The 22,504-nt window shown below is 47.8% G+C and carries 21 protein-coding genes and 2 tRNA genes; 6 read left to right on the top strand and 17 right to left on the bottom strand.

Going from position 1 to position 22,504, the window contains the following annotated elements; genetic code table 11:
- Positions 1–58 precede the first annotated feature (58 nt).
- The 17 genes from C1A11_RS04855 to rpmH form a co-directional block, all read right to left on the bottom strand.
- On the bottom strand, positions 59–955 hold the full coding sequence (locus C1A11_RS04855) for a DMT family transporter (RefSeq protein WP_180950250.1): 897 nt from the start codon (positions 953–955) through the stop codon (positions 59–61).
- 189 nt (positions 956–1,144) lie between these two features.
- Positions 1,145–1,744 carry a LysO family transporter gene (locus C1A11_RS04850; RefSeq protein ID WP_102049366.1) on the bottom strand — a complete coding sequence of 200 codons (600 nt, stop codon included), beginning with the start codon at positions 1,742–1,744 and terminating at the stop codon, positions 1,145–1,147.
- Between the two features lie 4 nt (positions 1,745–1,748).
- Positions 1,749–2,033, bottom strand: a complete 285-nt coding sequence (locus C1A11_RS04845; protein WP_102050984.1) for a LysO family transporter — start codon at positions 2,031–2,033, stop codon at positions 1,749–1,751.
- A 349-nt stretch (positions 2,034–2,382) separates the two neighbouring features.
- Positions 2,383–2,457, bottom strand: a tRNA-Glu gene (locus C1A11_RS04840).
- Between the two features lie 83 nt (positions 2,458–2,540).
- Positions 2,541–2,617, bottom strand: a tRNA-Met gene (locus C1A11_RS04835).
- 174 nt (positions 2,618–2,791) lie between these two features.
- Complete coding sequence (gene serS, locus C1A11_RS04830; RefSeq protein WP_102049365.1) at positions 2,792–4,084, bottom strand: serine--tRNA ligase; 1,293 nt, start codon at positions 4,082–4,084, stop codon at positions 2,792–2,794.
- Positions 4,084–4,959 carry a ParB/RepB/Spo0J family partition protein gene (locus tag C1A11_RS04825; protein ID WP_102049363.1) on the bottom strand — a complete coding sequence of 292 codons (876 nt, stop codon included), beginning with the start codon at positions 4,957–4,959 and terminating at the stop codon, positions 4,084–4,086. The genes serS and C1A11_RS04825 overlap by 1 nt, the downstream gene beginning before the upstream one ends.
- Positions 4,960–5,050: 91 nt before the next feature.
- A complete protein-coding gene (locus tag C1A11_RS04820) occupies positions 5,051–5,812 on the bottom strand; it encodes a ParA family protein (RefSeq protein WP_102049362.1) in 762 nt (253 codons plus the stop codon).
- Between the two features lie 587 nt (positions 5,813–6,399).
- Positions 6,400–7,191, bottom strand: coding sequence for a ParB/RepB/Spo0J family partition protein (locus C1A11_RS04815; protein ID WP_242965838.1), 792 nt, complete (start codon positions 7,189–7,191; stop codon positions 6,400–6,402).
- Between the two features lie 194 nt (positions 7,192–7,385).
- Positions 7,386–8,084: a 16S rRNA (guanine(527)-N(7))-methyltransferase RsmG gene (gene rsmG, locus C1A11_RS04810; RefSeq protein ID WP_102049361.1), complete on the bottom strand. Its 699-nt coding sequence runs from the start codon at positions 8,082–8,084 to the stop codon at positions 7,386–7,388.
- Positions 8,077–9,975 carry a tRNA uridine-5-carboxymethylaminomethyl(34) synthesis enzyme MnmG gene (gene mnmG / locus C1A11_RS04805; protein ID WP_102049360.1) on the bottom strand — a complete coding sequence of 633 codons (1,899 nt, stop codon included), beginning with the start codon at positions 9,973–9,975 and terminating at the stop codon, positions 8,077–8,079. The genes rsmG and mnmG overlap by 8 nt, the downstream gene beginning before the upstream one ends.
- A gap of 254 nt (positions 9,976–10,229) precedes the next feature.
- Entirely contained in the window at positions 10,230–11,597 is a 1,368-nt protein-coding gene (mnmE, locus tag C1A11_RS04795; protein WP_102049356.1) for a tRNA uridine-5-carboxymethylaminomethyl(34) synthesis GTPase MnmE, read from the bottom strand.
- 579 nt (positions 11,598–12,176) lie between these two features.
- Positions 12,177–13,175, bottom strand: a complete 999-nt coding sequence (jag, locus tag C1A11_RS04790; protein WP_242965837.1) for an RNA-binding cell elongation regulator Jag/EloR — start codon at positions 13,173–13,175, stop codon at positions 12,177–12,179.
- A 93-nt stretch (positions 13,176–13,268) separates the two neighbouring features.
- The gene (locus C1A11_RS04785) at positions 13,269–14,405 is read right to left on the bottom strand and encodes a YidC/Oxa1 family membrane protein insertase (RefSeq protein ID WP_102049353.1); all 1,137 of its coding nucleotides are present in this window, start codon (positions 14,403–14,405) and stop codon (positions 13,269–13,271) included.
- Between the two features lie 73 nt (positions 14,406–14,478).
- Complete coding sequence (gene yidD, locus C1A11_RS04780; protein ID WP_102049352.1) at positions 14,479–14,739, bottom strand: membrane protein insertion efficiency factor YidD; 261 nt, start codon at positions 14,737–14,739, stop codon at positions 14,479–14,481.
- On the bottom strand, positions 14,736–15,077 hold the full coding sequence (rnpA, locus tag C1A11_RS04775) for a ribonuclease P protein component (protein WP_102049351.1): 342 nt from the start codon (positions 15,075–15,077) through the stop codon (positions 14,736–14,738). Before rnpA ends, yidD begins: the two co-directional genes overlap by 4 nt.
- Before the next feature lie 63 nt (positions 15,078–15,140).
- Positions 15,141–15,275, bottom strand: a complete 135-nt coding sequence (gene rpmH / locus C1A11_RS04770; RefSeq protein WP_102049349.1) for a 50S ribosomal protein L34 — start codon at positions 15,273–15,275, stop codon at positions 15,141–15,143.
- 392 nt (positions 15,276–15,667) lie between these two features.
- On the opposite strand from rpmH, the gene dnaA reads away from it, so the two are divergent.
- From dnaA to gyrB, 6 genes are all read left to right on the top strand, one after another.
- Complete coding sequence (dnaA, locus tag C1A11_RS04765) at positions 15,668–16,972, top strand: chromosomal replication initiator protein DnaA (RefSeq protein WP_102049347.1); 1,305 nt, start codon at positions 15,668–15,670, stop codon at positions 16,970–16,972.
- A gap of 609 nt (positions 16,973–17,581) precedes the next feature.
- Positions 17,582–18,718: a DNA polymerase III subunit beta gene (gene dnaN / locus C1A11_RS04760; protein ID WP_102049346.1), complete on the top strand. Its 1,137-nt coding sequence runs from the start codon at positions 17,582–17,584 to the stop codon at positions 18,716–18,718.
- 130 nt (positions 18,719–18,848) lie between these two features.
- Positions 18,849–19,070, top strand: coding sequence for an RNA-binding S4 domain-containing protein (locus C1A11_RS04755; RefSeq protein WP_102049344.1), 222 nt, complete (start codon positions 18,849–18,851; stop codon positions 19,068–19,070).
- The gene (gene recF / locus C1A11_RS04750) at positions 19,067–20,158 is read left to right on the top strand and encodes a DNA replication/repair protein RecF (RefSeq protein WP_102049343.1); all 1,092 of its coding nucleotides are present in this window, start codon (positions 19,067–19,069) and stop codon (positions 20,156–20,158) included. The genes C1A11_RS04755 and recF overlap by 4 nt, the downstream gene beginning before the upstream one ends.
- A 10-nt stretch (positions 20,159–20,168) precedes the next feature.
- Entirely contained in the window at positions 20,169–20,438 is a 270-nt protein-coding gene (gene remB, locus C1A11_RS04745) for an extracellular matrix regulator RemB (protein WP_102049342.1), read from the top strand.
- 107 nt (positions 20,439–20,545) lie between these two features.
- On the top strand, positions 20,546–22,477 hold the full coding sequence (gyrB, locus tag C1A11_RS04740; protein ID WP_102049339.1) for a DNA topoisomerase (ATP-hydrolyzing) subunit B: 1,932 nt from the start codon (positions 20,546–20,548) through the stop codon (positions 22,475–22,477).
- The last annotated feature ends 27 nt before the right edge of the window (positions 22,478–22,504 follow it).

The following is a 22,504-nucleotide window of genomic DNA, read 5'->3' as shown; positions in this document are numbered from 1 at the left end:
TTATAATCTAAAAACAAAGGGCTGCTCTAGCACAGAGCAGCCCTTTGTTTTTTATCTTTTACTCTTCTGCTGCGCGGTGCGCCCCTTTGGGCTGTAATTGCGCAAGGATGACTGCGCCAAACACAAGAACACATCCTAAGCCCTGCCGAAGCGTGAGCACTTCGTGCAACAGCAAAAAGCCGAACACGACGCTAAAGACGGATTCCAAACTCATGATGAGCGACGCAATCACGGGGTCAGTGTACTGCAGGCAGACAATCTGCGCCGTGAACCCAACACCAACTGAAAGCAGGCCTGCATACAAAAGCGGCAACAGCGCAGCAGAAATCGCAGCAGACGTAGGGCGCTCGATAGTTACCATGAAAATGCCGCTCAAAATTGAGCAGGTCATAAATTCACACACGGCAAATTTGAGCCCGTTAAGGCCTTGGGAGAACTTTTCGATGCAAAGAATCTGTATCGCCCAGAAAATTGCACCCACAAAGTTCAGCACGTCGCCCAGGTTAACCGAAAAGTTTTCGTTTACGCAAAGCAGATAAACACCGACAATCGAAAGCAAGATTGCAAAAACCACCTGCTTATGGATGCGACGGCGGTAAATAACAAAAGCGAAAATAGGCACCAAAACCACGTAAAGCGCCGATACAAAACCGGATTTGCCCACCGTGGTGTGCATAATACCAAACTGCTGCAAAGTTGCACCTAAAAAAAGTGCGACACCGCAAATAAAGCCGCTGGTGATATATTTACGCAGTGGAATCGGGTCTGGCTCTACCCTTTTTTTGCGGGTGAACCAAATCATTGGAAGCAGCACAAGCGTGCCCAGAAAAAAACGAATAGAACCAAAGGTAAAGGCTCCGATATATTCTGCCCCAACGCTTTGGGCGACGAAAGCTGCGCCCCAAATCATTGAACCGATTAGCATCATCAAGTTTGCAAGTGTTTTCTTTGTCATAGTTTCCTCCTGCGCACAGGCCACAGCCACTTTGGCCGCGTAAGTTTTCCACCGGTTGTGCGCTGCGCTGTGGAAAACTTGTCCAAACATTTCTATTGTAGCACTTTTTATACGGGTTGTCCTGTCTGTTTTGCGGCAGGGTTAAAGAGCCTTTGTCCAGCATTTGCAATTTTGTCTTTTACAAAATTTTTAAAACACTTGGTAGCAGACAGAAATCAAAACCGGCACAAAGGCAGAACAAATCATACCGTTTAGCACGGCCAGCACGACCGTTTCTTCATTGGTATATTTAATCATCATCGGTAGGGTGGTATCTTCACTGGTGGCTGCTGCCGGGGCAATACAGCTGTAATAATTCAGCCTTTTGGCAATCAGTGGAATGCTGAAAAAAGAAAAGATTTCCCGCATCAAGTTACTCAAAAAAGCAATGCTGCCAAGCTGTACACCGGCAAGATTGCCCACTGCTACGCCCGCAAGGCTATACCAGCCAAGTCCGCTTACCACCGCCGTGCTTTCTGCCATAGTATACCGCGTCAGCATACTGCATACAATTCCGCCCACAATGGTTCCGAAAATAATGCCGAAAGGAATAATGAAAATTTTAATATGATATTCTTTTATTTTTTGGAGAATTCCCTCTTGTAATCCGACGCTAATGCCCACGAGAAACATCAACATTGCCAGAATCAAACTGCTGTTGGCTTCTACCCAAGTAAGCACTGTGCTGTCTACCCCGCTTAGCCCACATAAAATGCCTGCAACCAATGCTACAACTGCTAAAATTACCACAGTGTCAGTTCTCCTTTTTGTCGTTGTTTTTTTCCATCAGCCAGCGTGTAAGTAAAAATACAAAGATAACGGAAAACACGGTGGGCACTAAAAAGAATAAGAAACTCTGCGCGCCCAAGGTAGAAAGCTCTTGCAAAAAGTTTTCCCGTTTGCCGAGCATAACTCCCATCGAAAAAATTAGCACAATGGTACAGAGCACCTGCAGCTTCTCATTTAGTTTTTTATGTTTTTTCGGAAAGAACCAATTGCCTACCAAAACGCCCAGGCCCATAATCAGTAAAATCTCCATTTTTTTGCCCCCTATCAGAAAAAAACATTTGAACTTACTGCTCAATAAGGCAGCCTGTCCAAATGCTGTTTTACTTTATTTAAGCTTTTTTATAGTCTTTGGTTATCTTATCATAGTTTTTTGCAAAGTGTCAAACCACCAACTGCGCTTTGCCACCGGGTTTTGCTGCACTTGAAAAATTTCAAGCGCTTTCTCGGATTTTCCACATCTTAATAGCAACGTTGTGGAAAACTCTCCGGTTCTATGCTGCTGTTTTTTACCGTAGCATATATTACAAAGGCACATTTTATTTTGCTAAGCTACCTTCAGATAAAAAGAAAAAGCTCTATCTTGCGATAGAGCTTTTATATGGTGACCCGACCGGGAATCGAACCCGGGATACCACCGTGAAAGGGTGGTGTCTTGACCGCTTGACCATCGGGCCATGCAAAGCTTAGATAAAAATGTAAAGCCTCACACCACCCGCTATTGCAAGCGGTACTCTACAAACTTATCTAAACCTTGTTCTGGTAGCGGTAACTGGATTCGAACCGGTGACACTTCGGGTATGAACCGAATGCTCTAGCCAGCTGAGCTATACCGCCACATTTTGCACACACAAAATTGATAGTGCTTAATTATTATATCTATTTTAGTATGGGTTGTCAACAATTTTTTATTTATTTTTTGTAAATGTCATTTTCTGTCATTTTGCTTTTTAAAAGCAAAAAAAGCCCTGCAAAATTGCTCTTGCAGGGCTCTTTTTACACATTATTTGATTATTTTGCTTTTTTCTCAATTGCGTCCATTCCGCCCATGTAGGGGCGCAAAGCTTCGGGGATACGCACGCTGCCATCAGCCTGCAGATTGTTCTCAAGGAAAGCAATCAGCATACGAGGCGGTGCCACCACAGTATTGTTGAGGGTATGCGCGAGATATTTCTTGCCGTCTTCGCCGTTGACGCGAATTTTCAGGCGACGTGCCTGTGCATCGCCCAGGTTGGAGCAGCTGCCAACTTCGAAGTACTTTTTCTGGCGCGGGCTCCATGCTTCTACGTCGACAGACTTGACTTTCAAGTCTGCGAGATCACCGGAGCAACATTCCAAAGTACGGACCGGGATGTCTAAACTACGGAACAGATCAACCGTGTTTTTCCACAGTTTATTGTACCACATAGCGCTGTCTTCCGGTTTGCAAACAACAATCATCTCTTGTTTTTCAAACTGGTGAATACGATAAACACCGCGTTCTTCCAGGCCGTGTGCACCTTTTTCTTTACGGAAGCACGGAGAATAGCTGGTAAGCGTCTGGGGCAGCTGATCCTCTTCGAGGATATTATCAATATATTTACCGATCATGGAGTGTTCGCTGGTACCAATCAGATAAAGGTCTTCCCCTTCGATTTTGTACATCATAGCGTCCATTTCAGCAAAGCTCATAACGCCGGTAACTACATTGGAGCGAATCATGAAGGGGGGCACGCAATAGGTGAAGCCGCGATCAATCATGAAATCACGCGCATAGGAGATAACCGCAGAGTGCAGGCGAGCAATGTCACCCATCAGATAGTAGAAACCGTTACCTGCAACACGGCGAGCGCTGTCCAGATCGATACCGTTGAAGCTCTCCATAATTTCGGTGTGGTAAGGCACTTCGAACTCCGGCACAACCGGCTCGCCAAAACGCTCAACTTCAACGTTTTCAGAATCATCTTTGCCGATGGGCACAGACGGGTCGATGATCTGCGGAATTGTCATCATGATGGTTTTGATGCGCTCTTCCAGCTCAGCCTCTTTTGCCTCCAGCTCTTTCAGACGGTCGGCTTCCTGCGCAACCTTTTTCTTCATCTCTTCGGCTTCTTCTTTTTTGCCCTGGCCCATCAGTGCGCCAATGCTTTTAGAAAGCTTGTTGCGCTCTGCACGAAGTGCCTCTGCCTCGGTGATGATTGCACGGTTTTCTACGTCCAGTGCGATAACTTCGTCCACCAGCGGCAATTTATTGTCCTGGAACTTCTTTTTGATGTTTTCCTTGACGAGTTCAGGGTTTTCTCTTACAAATTTGATGTCCAGCATTATTTTCCTATCTCCTTATTATAATTGCCTAATAAATTAGAAAAAGCGCGTAACTGCTCATCACTATAGAAGTTGACAGACAGTGTTCCCTTTCCCTCTTTATACTGTACTTTAATTTCGGTGCCAAGCACCTCTTTGAGTGCCAGTTCTACCTCGCTAGGCAAACTGGGCTTTGCAAGAATCTGCTCTTTTTTCTCTGTTTTAGGTTCTTTTTGGGCTTTTTTGCAAAGTGCTTCGGTTTGGCGAACATTGAGATTCTGGCGAACCACCAGTTCTGCCACCTGTTTTTGCTGTGCCGGCTCAGAAAGGCTCAGCAATGCTTTTGCATGTCCGGTAGAAATCTGCTTTTTGCTCAGCAGCGTAAGCACCTGCTCGGGCAAATTTAAAAGCCGTAAAGCGTTGGTTACAGCGGGTCGGCTTTTTGCCAGCCTTGCTGCTGCCTGCTCTTGGGTTAAATTGCAGCGTTCAATCAACTGTTTATAGCCAAACGCTTCTTCGACTGGGTCCAAATCTTCACGCTGCAGGTTTTCGATGAGTGCAATTTCCATTGCCTCTGAATCCGAGAGATCTTTGACAATTGCGGGAATCTCGGTTAGCCCTGCTCCACGTGCAGCACGCCAACGGCGCTCGCCTGCGATGATTTGATAGCCGCCTGCGGGGTTAGGGCGCACAGTGATGGGCTGCAACACTCCGTGCTGACTGATAGATGCCGTCAGCTCTGAAAGACTTTCCGGCGCAAAATGCTTGCGCGGCTGGTTTTTGTCCGGTTCAATCTCCGCAATGGGTAATGTACTCGGTCTTACCTCTTGCGGACTGGTGGATTCTGCAAATAAAGAATCCAGGCCGCGGCCAAGACCGCCTTTTTTTCCTGCCAAAAGTGGCTCCTTTCCGAAAACATTTGCGCTTTGCTGCCAAAATAGCAGGTTTTTTCTAAAGCTTCTTTGTAGCGCCCTTGTTTTCTTTGCTTTATTGATTATTCTTCAGCAATTCTGCTGCAAGTTCTGCATAAGATGCCGCGCCTTTAGACGAAGCATCGTAATAGTTCACCGGTGCACCAAAGCTGGGTGCTTCCGAAAGCCGTACGTTGCGAGGAATTACAGTTTTGTATACCTTACTGCCAAAGTGCTTTTTCACTTCTGCTACCACCTGCAGGGTCAGGTTTAGTCTTCCGTCGTACATCGTCAACAGCACACCTTCGATGTCCAAATAGCGATTATACATGCTTTTCACGGTACGCACGGTACTCATCAGTTCCGAAAGCCCTTCCAATGCAAAAAACTCGCACTGAATCGGCACTAAGACCGTATCTGAGGCACACAGACCGTTTAAAGTGAGCAAATCAAGAGAAGGCGGACAGTCAATGAAGATATAATCGTAGTTTTTGTTAAGCAGCGCAAGTCCTTCACGCAAACGTGCTTCACGGCGGTCAAGCATGACAAGTTCAATACCTGCACCGGAAAGCTGAATGTTGGAAGGAATGATATCCACTTTGTATTTGGTGTGCACCACGCATTCTTCGGGCGCGCCATCCCCTGTAAGAAGCTGGTAGACGCTTTTGGTTACGCTTTTTTTCAAAATACCGTAACCACTTGTGGTGTTGCCCTGAGGATCGAGATCCACCAGAAGCACTCGTTTGCCTGCCGCGGCAACCGCCGAAGCAAGATTTACGGCAGTGGTTGTTTTACCTACACCACCTTTTTGGTTGGCAATAGCAATTACTTTTCCCAAAGGCGTTCCGCTCCTTGCATTTTATAATTTTACACACAACGTGCAAGCATTATTATAGCATAGCAGTTCCGCCTTTAAAAGGAGTTTCGTCGCCTTTTTTGCTTTTTAAGCTTCGGTTTGTAGAAATTGTCAGCTTTTTTAGATGATTATGTTGTTCCACGTGGAACATTGTGTTTTTAGGTGCCTATAACCCATTGCATATCTATATCTTTTGCTTTATGTGGCATACACATATAAAGTAATTATTATATAAATGTAACTTTATTTTACGTTAGTACGGAAATTGGATGACGGCATCTTTTTTTAAAGAGCAGTCGCATGATACCGTGTTTAAAACATTTAGAGCATCTTCTTTTTCAGTATTAATAGAGCTAATTTTAAGTGTAGTTAGGGTAAAAAACTATATTAAGCTGAAAGTTTTTCATAAAATGTTTCACGTGGAACAATTTGCTCTCTTTTCCACAAAATGAAGAGGCGACAGCTTATCGCTGTCGCCTCTTCATTGGTGTAAGGGGGTTGATTTTATTTTACTGACGGCCGGGATTATGCAGCAGCGTGCGGAGTGCTACCACTATCCGGGTCAGTCGTCAGACAGTGGGGATGCGCACCACATACTCTATGTATTCTTCTCCATCGGTGCGCCGCATTGAAGCTGCAATTCCTGCGCTTTTCATTAAGCTGATTGCGCGGTCTACGGTGTTTACGAAAATGCGTACATCGCGGACCATTGCTTTTTTGCGTGGTTTTTGAGGTTTTTTATCTTTTAGCAGCAGTTCCACCGCTTTTTCGGTTTCTGCTACAGTTAAATGACGTTTTTCGATTGTTTCAAGAACCCTTGCCCGTTCTCCATCGTGAGGTAAGCGCAGCAAGGCTCGAATGTGGCGTTCGGTCAGGTGCAGCCGCTCACATTCTGTGCGAAGTTCCGGCGAAAGTGTAAGTAAACGGAGTTTATTCGCAAGCGCGCTTTGGGAAATGCCAAGCCGCGTTGCTGCCTGTGTTTGGGTGCAACCCCAAATGCTAATCAGCTGGCGCAAAGCTTCCGCTTCTTCAAACGGGCGCAAGGCCGAACGCTGGAGATTTTCTTCAAGAGAAAGGACTGCTGCCGCATCTGCATCATAATTGGTAATAATGGCGGGTACCTGTGTCATGCCGCACAGTTTGCAAGCGCGCAGGCGGCGTTCCCCTGCTACCAAAAGGTAGTTTTTGTCTTCGCGCTGCACAGTGATTGGTTGCAGCAACCCATTTTCTTTGATGCTGAGCGCCAGTGCTGTCAGTTCCGCTTCGTCGAACTCACGACGTGCCTGCCATGGCGACGGCTCGATTCGTTCGATGGGCAGCATAACTACACCCGCTTTTGCCTGTATTTTTGTAAAAAGCAAAACACACCCGTCCTTTCCTTGTCCCGGCGAGAAAGCGGCGAAAAAAGAGCAAATCTTTGCGAGGTTTTGCTTATTTCCGCACCAAAGCATTCATTTCTGCTTGAAATTGCTTTTTCTTTCTCCCTGCAACAAGAATAGCACAGGTGTGTATAAAACGCTAACATTTTCCTTTTACACGATTCGACTTTTGTGTATTATTTTAAAGGGGCTTTTGCAATTTTGCCACCGTTTCTGGGATAAACAGTCGAAGTTTGCGATATTTTCTTTACTAAAATGAGGCTTCTTTGGGCACCATCGGGGAGTTTTTTCTCTTCTCTGCGCAAAAATTCGCCACCGAGCTTCGACAATGCACCGCCAGATGCCGCTAATTCTGCAGTGTCATCGCTTTTCATCGCAATGAAAACGCCGCCCACTTTTACTAATGGCAAGCAATATTCTGAGAGGACCGGCAACGCAGCAACACCGCGTGCAGTCGCCACATCAAATTGCTCTCTCCATTTTTTACGGGCAGCCTCTTCTGCACGCTCTTTTGCAAATTCTGCTTTAATATCCAGCTTTTCGCAGAGATACTTTAAAAAGTCTACACGCTTGCCCGTCGGCTCCATCAGCGTCAATTCCAGCTCAGGCTTATACAGTTTTGCGACCACACCGGGAAATCCTGCCCCTGTTCCGACATCTACCAGCCTCCCCTTCACTTCGGGCAAAGCAGCCAGTAAAAGGCTGTCAATAAAATGTTTGTTTTCGATGCCTTCGGGGTCAGTGATAGCGGTAAGGTTGACTTTTTGGTTGTATTCCACCAGAAAATCAGCATAGATATCAAGTTTTTTCGCAATTGGGGCAAGGTCAAGCCCGTAGCTTTCTCCCCGTTCAATCAATCGTTTCTGGTCAATCATTGCTGGTCTCCTTTTTTAGGACATTCTTTTTAATTGTAAGTTCAATTGAAAGCACTGCCATATCCGCAGGCGTAACACCGGGAATACGGCTCGCCTGCCCCAAATTAGCAGGCCGAATTTTAGAAAGCTTTTCACGCGCTTCCATACGAAGGCCAGAACATGCGTTAAAGTCAAAATTATCTGGAATTGCAACCTGTTCCTGTCGTTCGAGCGCGCGAATTTTTGCCTGCTGCCGTTTAATATAGCCTTCGTACTTCACTTCAGTCTCCAACTGAGCCGCAACGTGTGTTGTTACGCCCTCTGCAGGGCCTACCATCGAAATAATATCACGATAAGTGATAGAAGGTCGACGAAGCAAATCCAATGCCGGAACCCCCGAAATAAGCGGCGGCTCCCCTTTGGTTTCTAAAAGCGCAGCCGCTTCGGCCGGTTTAATCACTCTTTTTGCAAGACGTTTGAGTTCATTCTGCTTTGCCTGCTGGCTTTCGGTAAAATGTGCCCAGCGTGCGTCATCTACCAAGCCAATTTCACGGCCGATATTTGTCAGTCGCTCATCCGCATTGTCCTGGCGCAGATAAAGCCGGTATTCGCTTCGGCTCGTCATCATACGGTAGGGGTCCATAACACCTTTGGTAACAAGGTCGTCAATTAGCGTGCCAATATAACTGCCTTGGCGCTCTAAAATGACTGGCTCTTTCCCCTGTACTTCACGTGCGGCGTTGATGCCGGCAACCAGACCTTGTGCGGCGGCCTCTTCGTAGCCGGAAGTGCCATTGAACTGGCCCGCACCATACAGGCCTTTCACCTTTTTAAAGGCAAGGCTTGCTGCAAGCTCGGTAGAATCACAACAATCGTATTCGATGGCATAGGCGGGACGCATAATTTCCAGATGCTCAAGGCCTTTAATGGTATGATAAAACGCGTTCTGTACATCTTCGGGCAAACTGCTGCTCATCCCTTGCAGATACATTTCGTCGGTAGTTTCTCCGCACGGCTCGATAAAGATTTGATGGCGGGGCTTATCCCGAAAACGCATGACCTTATCTTCAATCGAGGGGCAATAACGGGGACCAATTCCCTCTATCATGCCGCCGTAAAGGGGCGAACGGTGAATATTATCTAAAATAATACGATGAGTATTTTCATTGGTATAGGTAATATGACAAACGCACTTATTGTGCAGCTCTTCGGTTGTCATAAAGCTGTATGGAACCACCGGCTCATCGCCTGCCTGCACTTCCAGCTCGGTAAAATCAATACTTCTGCGGTTGGCGCGGGCAGGCGTACCGGTTTTAAAGCGGCGCAGAGAAATGCCCGCTTTGCGTAAACTGTCTGAAAGACCTTCTGCCGCGTGCTGTCCATCCGGACCGCTGGCATAGTTGGCATCGCCTACAAAAATTTTGCCTGCAAGGTAAGTACCGGTCGCAATCACTACGGCCTTGGCATCATACTCTGCGTGCAGTCGGGTGCGGATACCGGTCACCTTTTCTCCGTCCATCAGCAAGTCAGTCACTTCGCCCTGTTTCAGCTCCAGATTTTCGGTGCGCTCCAGCAACTGTTTCATATATTCATGGTACCGCTGGCGATCGGTCTGTACCCGCAGCGAATGGACCGCGGGACCTTTGCCAAGGTTGAGCATACGGCTTTGCAAAAAGGTCGCATCTGCGGCAATGCCCATAGCACCACCCAGCGCATCAATTTCTCGCACAAGATGACCTTTTGCCGTGCCACCAATAGAGGGGTTACAGGGCAGGTTGCCCACCCCATCCAGACTCATGGTAAACAGCGCAGTTTTACAGCCAAGTCTTGCCGCAGCAACTGCCGCTTCAATACCGGCATGGCCCGCCCCTACAACGATTACATCATAACTTCCGAGTTTCAATTTTCTCATTTCCTTTCTGAGAGGTCCACAGCAGCCTGTTTTCGTTTCACAAGAAACTGCGGGCTCAGATTCTGCATCAGCAGAAAGCATTGCAGAATATTTTTTATTTTCCACTGACCTTGAAGAGCATGTGGAAAGATTTTTGAGTCGCCATTTTTTCCACACAAATAGTAATTTAGTGTGGAAAACTTGACCTGAACTTGCATATTTAACTTTTTCAAAAGCTTTTATCGTAATAAATTGTTCAAATAATACTTTTTGGACTATTTGCCCACGCAAAACTTTGAAAATACTTCTTCTATTACAGCATCGGTAGCAGATTCGCCAGTCAGCTCGTAGAGTGCTGCAAGGGCATCATCCACACAAACGGATACGGCATCTACGGCAAAGCCTTCTTTGGCAGCTGTAAGTGCTTCTTGTAATGCCTGCTGTGCTGTTTTGGCGCAGGCCAGCTGACGCTGGTTTGCAAGCAGTGCGGCATCGGGGTCAATGTCTGCTGAGATGACCAGTGCACGAATTGCCTCGGCAATTTTTTGCATATCGCTATCCTCTTTAGCAGAAACATAAATGATATTTTTAAAACATTCTGTATAATCAGCAATGTCTATTACTTGAGAAAGGTCACTTTTATTGATAATGGCGAGTGCCAATCGGCCCTTGCAACGCAGCGCCAACTGCTTGTCCTCATCCGAAAGTGGACGGGAACCATCAAAAACCGCAAGCACAAGGTTGGCTTCTTCAAACCGTTGGTTAGAGCGGCGAATCCCCTCCGCCTCAACAATATCTTCGGTCACACGCATACCAGCGGTATCTGCCAGCAGCAGTGTCGTTCCACCCAAGCTGACGTCCTGCTCCACTACATCGCGGGTGGTGCCAGCAACCGGCGTTACAATTGCTTTTTCGCATCCAGCAAGTAAATTCAGTAAGGTGCTTTTGCCAACGTTCGGGCTGCCAACAATCGCAGTGGAAACACCTCGGCGCAAAATGCTGCCTGCCTCGTAATTGTCAATCAGCGCGCATAAAATTTGTTCTGCTCCGGTAAGTGTTTCTATCAAATGCTCGGTCGATAGCTCGTCAACATCTTCTTCCGGGTAATCGGTAAAAGCCGCAATATGCCCTGCAAGCACCGTGAGCGTATCGCTGACAGTATGGATGCGACGATATAGCGCACCTTCAAGCGCAGCATTTGCTGCGGCTGCCCCTTGTTGCGAGGTCGCATTAATCATTTCCATTACCGCCTCTGCCTGGGTAAGCGAGATGCGTCCGGAAAGAAATGCGCGCTTGGTGAACTCGCCAGCAGCTGCTGGTACTGCACCTGCCTCATAACAAGCTTTGAGCAAATTTTCTACCACTGCGGTGCCGCCATGCACCGATAGTTCCACTACATCTTCGCCGGTGTAACTTTTTGGCGCGCGAAAGCAAAGAGCCACCGCTTCATCACAACGTTGCCCATTTCGCACAAAATGCCCGAACAGTGCAGTATAGCCCGCTGCGTTTTGCAGCTGCTTGGATGGATTTATCGGGCGAAACACCTTTGCTCCAATGGCATAGGCTTCCGGCCCGGAAAGGCGGACAACAGCAATGCCTGCTTTGCCGGCTGCCGTTGCAATAGCGGCGATGGTTGTATTCATGGTGGTTCCCCCTGTTAATGAGTTGAAATTTATAAATAATAGCCGGTAGCTGTGTAATGCGTGATGATAAAATGTTTTGCGTCATGAAAACACAAATGCCGCAATATTTTTGATGAGTACGCGCATTAAAATCACACAAACAGCAATTCTCTGTTTTTGCTAAAGTCTTGTTTGAAGTGATGCCGGCTATTTTAAAATGCGTCGATAAGACGCAGAAAAATACTATAATCCCAGCATATTTTACTACAAAACGAGGTCTGCTACAACATATTCTTGCATCCATAAAATACAGTTTGTATTTTATATTTAAAATATATCAAATTAATAGATATTTTAGTTCTATTTTGCCGGTTCATCTCTCTTTTTGTCGTAAAAGCTAAATATATGATGCTGCAAATAACACTCTAATTTTCTATTCTTTCTTTTTGCCGCTTTTACTTTGTGCCAAACATCTGTCAGTAAAATACATCCACAAAAACACAAGAGGTACCCGCGTGATACGGATACCTCTTGTTTCTTATCTGTTTGCGTTTATCAGACAAATGCAATTAAACGACATCTGCCCTACCCTGGCAAATCTTAAAATTCGATTTTGCCGTAGAGCGGCAGATCGATTTTTTCATCCAGCGTAGTGCTGCGCGGAACTGCCACCGGTGCTTCACCGGTCGGTGCTTTGCGCTCCGGGCGATCCTGATGCTGCACTGCCTGACGGGGCTTACCGCCACGGCCTCTGCCACCGCGGTTTCTGCCACCACGGTTACGCTCGCCACCATCCACTGCACCGGGTGCGGTGGAACGAACCACTACGCGGCGGGCTGCGCCTTCGCCGGTAGATTCGCTGGACAGATTCTCCATCTCGCCAATGACGGAATGGATAATGCGGCGCTCATACGGGTTCATCGGCTCAAGCGCCTGGCTGCGGCCGGTCTTTTGCACCTTAGCGCCTACACGGCGTGCCAGTGCTGCAAGGTCCTGCTCGCGTTTGCTGCGATAGCCCGCAACGTCAAGACCGATTTTTTCATAATCTCCACCGGTGCGGTTTGCCACGAGGCCCGCAAGGTAAGAAAGTGCTTCCATCGTTTCGCCGCGGCGACCAATCAGTGCGCCGACCTTTTCGCCTTCTACGCGGATGATGGTTGCTTCACCCTGTTTAACAGCGGAAACAGCGTCAACTTCAACACCCATTGCTGCGATGACTTCTTTCATAAAGGCAACCGCCGCATCGGCTTTTTCGCCGGTAGCAGGCATTGCGGGAGCCTCCGCCTGTTTTTTGGGCTGGGACTCTGCCTGTTTCTGCGGTGCCACTTCCGCTTTCGGGGCCTGCTCTTTTTTAGTAACAGCCTCTTTTTTCGGCTCAGGTTTTTTTACAGAAACTGCGGCCTTGGGTTCTTCTTTCGGTGCCACTACCTCTTCTTCGCCGTAGGTAACACGCACTTTTGCGGGGATGCTTTTGAAAAATTTCTTTACGGGGACTTCCAGTACCTCATAGTTTACTTCATCGCTGGATACACCGAGTTCAGCGCAAGCTGCTTCAAGCGCCTGCTCAACGGTTTTACCTGTTGCGATAATTTCCTTCATGATTTACCATTCCTTTCCGGTCAGCCCGTTAAACAGGCTGCCTGCGCCCTCTGCAACGGCAGCAGAGCGCATGAAACACCACACAAATCAGAATTATTGTTCTTTTTCTGCCTGCTCAGCTTCTTTTGCCATCTCTTGATCTGCAAAAGAAGTTTCGTCTGCAATTTCTGCTTCGGTGTTTACCGGGGCAGGCTCAGCCGCTTTTTCTTCTGCAGGCTGCGCATTATCCAGGCGCTCGGTGCGCTCGTCCGCATAGCGCAGTGCATCCTGTTCGCGGGCAAGCTGCAAACGAATGCTTGCAAGCTGTGCATCAGAAACCTGTTTTTTCTCTTCTTTGCCTTCTTCTGTTTTTACAGTAACCGTTTTCTTTACTTTTTTCTCAGCGCGTTTCGCTTCGATTTCCTGTTTCAGCTGCTCTTTCATCTTCTGGGGATCGTACATTTTTTTGGTAATGAGGCTCTGTACAATCATGAGGACGTTAGAAACGGTGTAGTAAAGGCTGAATGCGACAGGCACGGTAAAGCCGAAGTAGACGAACATAAGGCTCATCAACCAGGGCATGTATTTCATGCTACCCTGCATTTCCTGGCCGCTTGCTTTGGTCATGATGATTTGGCTGAGAATCATGGTTGCAACAGAAAGCACCGGAATGATAACCAGCATGTTAAAGCCGACGGTGGGGATTTTGGAAAGGTCGATGCCGAAGAACATAAAGTTAAAGTTCTGGATGCCTTCGAGCACATCGGGAGAAACAACATTTGCAAAGGTGCCCGGATTCTCCTGTACCATGCTGATGAGGAGGCTCTGTGCACGGAAGCCCTCGCTGGCAGCAATGTTAGCTGCCTGCATCATTGCGTTAACAACCTGGTCGCTAACATGCAGAATGTAGGTAAGGGGTTTGTACACAACGTCAATGATACCGAACATGATTAGGAAGTTTAATGCCATGGGCAAGCAGCCGGCGGTCGGAGAAAATCCGTAATCCTGCTGCAGGCGCATCATTTCTTCCTGCTGTTTCATCTTGTCTTTGGCGTACTTTTTCTGGATTTCCTGCATCATCGGCTGGTAGGCCGACATTTTTGCCATGGATTTTTGCTGTTTGACTGCGAGGGGGAACATCGCAACTTTCAGAACAATGGTAAAGAGGATGAGCGCAAGACCATAGTTCTGGCAGAAGTTATAGATGAACTCCATCACATAGCCCAGAGGGATTGCAATAAAACTGAACATAGCTTCTTCCTATCTGCCGCAAAGCACGGCATAAAATTATTACCACCGCGACCGCAGAATGTGCCTCTGCATCTCAGCGTGGCTTCGTCAATCGGCGCTCGGGGTTTACCCATTTGCCTTTCAGGGGCACAGGGTCAAAGCCGAACGCACCAAAGGGGTTACAGCGCATAATGCGCCATGTCGCGAGAACCAGGCCTTTGGCAGCACCGTGGATCTCTATTGCCTGCATTGCATACTCGCTGCAGGTGGGCAAAAAGCGGCAGTTTCTGCCCAGGTGGGGCGATAAGTAGCGTTTATACGCGCGTATCAGCGCGATGAGCCCGCGCGAAATCATTCGCGCAGCAACTCTGCCGCCGCAAGCTGCTTTTGCATTGCTTCGGCAAGCTCGGTGCTTTTAATGCGGGTTGTGGTAGTACGTGCCACAAAAACCACATCTACCGGCCTGTCCACATCTACGGGCAAAGAGGCAAACGCAGCGCGAATAATACGCCGGGCACGGTTACGCTGTACCGCCCCGCCGATTTTTTTGCTGGTGGTAATGCCAATACGCATGCCGCCCTCTTTGCGGCGCCGCTTAAATACGTACAGCACAACAAAAGGATGCACAAATGCCTTCCCCTTTGCATAAGCACGGGAAAATTCACCATTGCGTTTGAGCGCTGGTTGTGGCATAGGTACACCCCCTTTTTAAAACCCACAGATACGAAAAAAGGCCACCGTAGTGACCTTTTCTGATTAGACAGCCAGTTTCTTTCTGCCTTTGCTGCGGCGGCCGGCGATCACTTTGCGACCAGATTTCGATTTCATACGGCTCAGGAAACCGTGTTCACGAGTGCGCTGCCGTTTTTTGGGCTGATACGTCATTTTCATAAATACTTCCTCCAAAGATGACCGCCCGATGGGGCGTTATTGACTAAAATTTTGTGGTTATAAAAAGTATAACCTTGCAAAATAAAAGTATAACCTAAACGCTTTTGCACTGTCAAGGGCTTTTTCTATTTTTTGCTTTGGCAAATTTTATTTTTTATGAGCTGGGTATTTTTCCTTTTTCCAGCCAAAGCTTCTTTTATATAATTGTTATATATATTAATACTATTAATAAAGGTTGTCACAATTACGAGTTTTGTGGTATAATCATAGGGTACATTTTTGCGCAATTATAGCTTTTTGGGGCTTTGCGCGGCCCTTGTTTTTTATTTTGCAGCGTTTACAAAAGGGGGGTATACCCTGCTTTTTTGCGTTTGGAAGGAGAGTTTACTTTTATGGATTCCTTTGACGAGGTATTTTCCGCGGTCAAAGAATATTGCCGAGAGCGTTTGGTAGATGCTACTTATCGCCTTTTCATTGAGGAACTCCGCCCCATTTCTTTTGAGGGCGGCACTGCGACGATTTCAGTCCGCAGTGATTTTCTCAAAAAAATTCTGATTGAGCGCTACCAGGACCTGATTTCAGAAGGGTTCAATGCGCTTCTCGGCTTTGAGGTGGCACTGGAATTTGTGGTGCCGGAAGCCCCGCCCGAGAAAAAAGACCCGCTGGTGCCCCAGGCCCCGGCAGGCAGCTATGCATTTACCTTCGAAAACTTTATCGTTGGCAGCACCAACAAGTTTGCTCACGCGGCAGCACTTGCGGTTGCATCCAATCCGTCCGGTTCTTACAACCCGCTGTTTATCTATGGTGAAAGCGGACTTGGCAAGACACATTTGCTGAATGCAATCCGCATCGAGATTGGCCGCAGCTTTCCGGATTATAACATCGTCTATGTAGACGGTGAAGCTTTTACCAACGAAATCATCTCTGCCATCCGCGATAACTCGACGGCAGACTTTCACCAGAAATACCGTGCAGCTGATGTTCTTCTGGTCGACGACATCCAGTTCATCGGCGGCAAAGAAAGTACTCAGGAAGAGTTCTTCCATACCTTCAACACGCTGTATAATGCCGGCAAACAGATTGTGCTTGCCAGTGACCGCCCGCCGAAAGAAATCAAGAGCCTGGAAGACCGTCTGCGCACCCGTTTTGAGTGGGGCCTGACCGCCGACATCCAGCCGCCTGATTTTGAAACCCGCGTCGCAATTATTCGCCGCAAGGCAGACCTGTTGGGGCTCAATATCCCGAACGATGTTTCGGAATATATTGCGAACAATCTGAAAAATAACATTCGCCAGCTGGAGGGCGCAGTGAAAAAACTGAATGCCTACTACACGCTGGAGGGGATTCAGCCGGTATTGGGTGCTGCACAGAATGCCATCAAGGATATTTTGAGCGAAAACCAGCCGGTGCCCGTTACCATTGAGAAAATTGTCTCTGAGGTAGCCAGAACTTACAATATCACGCCTGCTGATATTCGCAGCCGCAAGCGCAACAGCAATATTTCTAATGCGCGTAAGGCAGCCATGTACGTGGTGCAAAACATCACCGGCATGACAATGCAGGAAATTGGCAAGGAGTTTGGCGGACGCGACCATTCCACTGTTGTTTATTCGATCAACGAAGTGAAAGAGAAACTGGAAACAGACAGCCGCTTCCGTGAAATTATTGAAGATATTATTAAAAACGCAAAAACCTAATGCAAAGTAAGACAGGCCTTTCTGAAAAAACAATCAGAAAGGTCCTGTTTGCTGATGCACTGCGGGTAGAATATTGTTTTTTCTTTGACAAACAGGCTGAAAGCAAGGCTTTGGTTTGTGTATGCAAAGAATATACACAATATTCATACTCGTAAAAATTTTTACATTTTTTTGCATATTTATGCGTCCCAAAATAGGGTGGTTTTTCAACATTGGTTTCAACTTTAAACATTATTTATTCAACAGCTTTGTTTAAAATTTAAAACCCTGTGGAAAACCACAAGTTGTCCACAATCAATTCAGCAAACTCAAAATCTCTGCTTTCGTTGACAAGCTCTGGGATTGTCCACTCTTTTCCACAAATTCACAAACACTACTACTACTGTTTTTTATTAAAGATAGTTTGTTTGTTTTGCGAACAGAAAACTGAAATGGAGCACAAAAGCCCCAAGCGGAATTGTGGAAAAAGCGAAACGAATGTTTTCGCATAAAAGTTAGCAGAGAGCAAAAAAGTAAGCCTTTGATTTTTTCCGCGCCGGCCCGCGGCAAAACGATAAAATCATAATTCCCATTTTTTACCATGTTGAAAGGAAAGGATCTGATAAGCAGATGAAAATTCAGTGTGAAAAACAAAGCCTTTCGGAGGCAATTGCCGGAGTTTCTAAAGCAGTCACCCAGCGCAGCAATGTAGCCGCTCTTGAGGGTATCCTCTTTACTGCCGAAGGCAATTCGCTAACATTGACCGGCTATGACCTTGAAATGGGCATCACTACCCGCATCGACGCCAAAATTAAAGATGAGGGCTCGGTGGTGTTAAACGCGAAGCTGGTCGGTGACATGGTGCGCCGCCTTCCCTCGGAAATTGTAGAGATTGAATGCGGCGAAACCCTTTATACCACGATTAAAGGTGGTATTACCGAATACAACATTACCGGTATTCCCGCAAAAGAGTATCCCGAACTGCCGGCAGCTGCAATGCCTGCTCGAAACGGTGAAGAGCGCAGCGGCGGTGTAGAGCAGGCTATCTCTATTGATGGCCCGCTTTTAAAAGAAATGATTGACACGACCATTTATGCTGTTTCGCAGGATGACAAAAAGCCCGCGAATACCGGCGAAAAATTTGCGCTGGAGTTGGATAAGCTGACACTGGTAGCTTTGGACGGATTCCGCCTTGCTATCTGTGAGCGTCCCGTCAAAGCAGGGCGCGAAGTAAGCCTTGTTATTCCGGCAAAAACCCTTTCCGAGGTTTCCAAATTGATTGGCGATTCAGAAGAGGCTGTTGTCATCAGCGCAAGCAAACGCTATGTCGTGTTCTCTTTAAAAGGTTACATCATCATCAGCCGCCTGCTGGATGAAGCTTTCCTCGATTACAAACGCACCATCAACCCGGACCACGTGACCCGCGTTGAGGTAGAAGTGAAAAGCTTTATTGAATCGATCGAGCGCGCAAGCCTTATCATCACCGAGCGGCTCAAAAATCCGCTTCGCGTTACATTTGACAAGCAGTTGACCGTGCGCTGCCAGACCGAGCTGGGCAAAGTGATGGATTCTCTGCCCTGCAAGTTTACAGGCGAAATGATGGAAGTGGGCTTTAATAACCGCTATTTGCTCGATGCCCTGCGGTATTCGGGCTGCGATAAAGTAGCGATTGAGCTGACCGGGCCTCTTGCACCGGTAAAGGTTTTGCCGGTAGAGGGCAATGATTTTATCTTCCTTGTTATGCCGGTTCGTTTTAAAAATGACTGATAAAACAGAAAAAGCGCCCAAAAGCGGCGGCTTTTTCGATACATACCTTTTTTAATAGAAAGAAAAGGTGCGAGCAAGAACAAAACGGTGAAAGCCGATGCCTTTTTGAAAATCCCAAAGGAGGATTTTTATGATCGAAAAAGAAACCTGTGCAATCCATACCGAGTTTATTAAACTGGGTGACCTTTTAAAATTTGCTAGCGTGCTGCCCACGGGCGGCGAGGCAAAACTTGCAATTCAGGACGGAGTCGTCTATGTAAACGGAGAGGTTTGCACAATGCGCGGCAAAAAAATTCGTCCGGGCGATAAGGTGCGGATTGAAAATTACGAAGTAGAGGTTGTCGCAGAGTGATTTTAAAAGAACACTGTGTGCGCAACTACCGCAATATTGAAGAAGCGTCGCTCTCCCCTGGCGACCGTCTCACTGTTATCTGCGGCAAAAACGGCCAGGGTAAAACCAATCTGCTGGAGAGCATCTGGCTGCTTTCGGGAGCCAAAAGTTTCCGCGGCGGCAAAGATGGTGATTTGGTTCGCAAAGGCACACCCTTTGCTGAGATTCTTGCGACGGCAGAGGGCGATACCGGTGAGGATATGTTCCGGATTGCCATTGGCGGCGCCGAGGCCGACAAAAAAGGACGGTTTGCTAAAATAAACGGTGTGGATTTTGGGCGTGCAACTAATCTTGCGGGTCATTTTTACGCCATTGTGTTTGCCCCAAACCATCTTTCTTTGGTAAAGGGAAGCCCGGAGGAGCGCAGAAAGTTTTTAGACGCTGCTTTGTGTCAGCTTTATCCTGGCTACCTTGGCATTTATAAAAGGTATCTGCGGGCACTTACCCAAAAAAACGCTCTGCTGAAAGATGCAAGAAGATTTCCAGATGTAGAATATCTTTTAGATTCTTTTGATGAAGAGCTTGCAGCTGCGGGAGCCGAGATGATTGCTCACCGCAAGCGTTACACCGAGGGGCTGTTTGAGGAAGCACAGCGTACCTATCAAAGTATTTCGAGCGGCAGCGAAAGCTGCACGTTTGGATATAGCCCGACAGCCGAAACCGCAGAGGAGCTGCGGACGGTAATTAGGGAAAGACGCCCTGCTGACCTGCGTGCCGGATTCTGCACCGCGGGTCCCCACCGCGAAGATATTGAAATTCGCATTGGCGGTGAGGAAGCACGGGTATTTGCCAGCCAGGGTCAACAGCGCAGCGCTGTACTCAGCTTAAAGCTGAGCGAAGCACAGCAGATTGCAGCTACTACCGGTCAGCAGCCGGTCATGCTGCTCGACGATGTGCTTTCGGAACTGGACAGTGCACGGCAGGATTTTCTGCTTTCTCGCATTGAGGGGCGGCAGGTATTCATCACCAGCTGTGAAGCATCGCCATTTGACCACGTGCAAGGCGCTGTTTACCGCATGGAAGCAGGAACTTTGAGCAAAATAAAGTGAGGAAGTTTGTATGTATCTGCATCTTGGCACCGATGTGATTATTCGCACCCGGGATATTCTCGGTATCTTTGATCTGGATACCTCTACCATTAGCCGACGCACCCGCGATTACTTGAGAAAAGGCGAAATTGAGGGCCGTGTCGTTTATGTAACAAGCGAATTACCCAAAAGCTTTATTGTCACTGCAAACGGGCAGCGTACCACCATCTATATTTCCCAGATTTCAGCCTCTACTTTAAAAAAGAGAAGCGGCTATATCGACGGGATTAAAAATATATAAGGAAACTTTTTTCGCTGGGGACTGAGGCGAAAGATGGTTTCCCCACCGGGCATAGATTTATGCCCCATACTGCTCTATAAAGAGCAAAAGCAAGGAGAATCAGCAGCATGGCAGAAAACGAAAACATGACACAGCACGATTATGACGGCAGTCAGATCCAGGTGCTGGAAGGGCTGGAAGCAGTGCGCAAGCGCCCCGGTATGTATATCGGCTCTACCGGGCCGCGCGGACTGCACCACCTGGTTTACGAGATCGTCGATAACGCCATCGACGAAGCACTCGCAGGTTACTGCAACCACATTGAAGTAACCATTAAAAAAGACGATATCATCGAAGTTACCGATAATGGCCGCGGCATCCCGGTAGACGTACAGCCGAAACTGGGCATTCCTGCGGTTACGGTAGTATTTACTATTTTGCATGCAGGCGGTAAATTTGGCGGCGATAACTCCGGCTATAAGGTATCCGGCGGCTTGCACGGCGTTGGTGCTTCGGTCGTAAACGCACTTTCTGAGTGGCTACAGGTGCGGGTACGCAAAGATGGCCAGGAATATTTCCAGAGTTTTAAGCGCGGCGTTGCGGACGGCGACCTTGAAAAAGTAGGCCCCACCGAAGGACGCGGCACAACCGTTACCTTTAAACCGGACCCCGAGATGTTCGAGGAGCTGGGCTACGATTACGAAACGCTGCTCACCCGTCTGCGCGAAGAGGCTTTCCTCAATGCAGGCGTGCGTATTACCCTTACCGATGAGCGCGGCGAAGAGGTTGTAACCGAAAGCATGTGCTACGAAGGCGGTATCCGCAGCTTTGTTGAGCATATCCATACTCGCCAGCAGCTTACTGTGCTGCATCCGGAACCCATCTATCTGCGCGGCCAGCTCGGCGATTCCATCGCAGAGATTGCTCTGCAATATAACGATAGCTATAAAGAGCTGCTTCTCTCGTTTGCCAATAATGTCCACACCCCGGACGGAGGCACCCACGAAGAGGGCTTTAAAACTGCGCTTACCCGCGTATTTAACGACTTCGGCCGCGAAAAAGGCTACATCAAAGAAAAAGATGATAACCTTGCAGGCAGCGACGTGCGTGAAGGTTTGACCGCTGTTATCAGCGTAAAGCTCACAGAGGCACAGTTTGAAGGCCAGACCAAAGCAAAACTCGGCAACACCGAGGTACGTACGTTGGTTTCCGGCATGGTTTACGACAAACTGAAAGAATTTTTTGAAGAAAACCCCGGCGTAGCAAAGGTAGTTTACGAAAAAAGCATGAATGCAGCCCGCGCCCGCGAAGCTGCAAAACGTGCAAGAGAACTGGTTCGCCGCAAATCTGCGCTGGAAACCAGTCGTATGCCGGGTAAACTGGCAGACTGCCGTGAAAAAGACCCCAGCAAAACCGAAATCTACATCGTCGAGGGTGATTCCGCAGGCGGCTCGGCAAAGATGGGCCGAGATTCTGCAATTCAGGCCATCCTTCCGCTTTGGGGCAAAATGCTGAACGTTGAAAAAGCCCGCATTGATAAAGTGTACGGAAACGAAAAGCTGATGCCAGTTGTTACCGCTTTGGGCTGTGGCCTTGGCGAAGATTTTGACATTAGCAAATTGCGTTATCACAAAGTCTTTATCATGGCCGATGCTGACGTCGACGGCTCACATATCTGCACTTTGCTGCTCACCTTCTTCTTCCGCTTTATGCGCCCCCTCATCGAGGGCGGTTTCGTCTATATTGCACAGCCGCCGCTGTTTAAAATTGCGAAAGGCCAGCAAATACGTTACGCATACAGTGACGAAGAGATGTCGGCGATTTCTGCCGGCATGGGTCAGGGCGCTAAGGTAAGCCGTTATAAGGGCCTTGGTGAGATGAACCCTGAACAGCTTTGGGAAACCACAATGAACCCGGACAACCGCGTGATTGTACAGATCACGGTCGAGGACGCTGCCAAGGCAGATGAGACCTTCACCATCCTGATGGGCGACAAGGTCGAGCCGAGACGCGAATTTATCGAAAAGAATGCAAAATACGTGCGCAATCTCGATGTTTAAACTGCCGCAGCGTTTTGGCAAACCGTA

The sequence above is a fragment of the Pygmaiobacter massiliensis genome (genome assembly GCF_900199435.1).
In the GTDB taxonomy this organism is placed as follows: domain Bacteria; phylum Bacillota; class Clostridia; order Oscillospirales; family Ruminococcaceae; genus Pygmaiobacter; species Pygmaiobacter massiliensis.
Note: the sequence above shows the minus strand (reverse complement) of the source record. Positions and strands in the feature narration are given on the sequence as shown.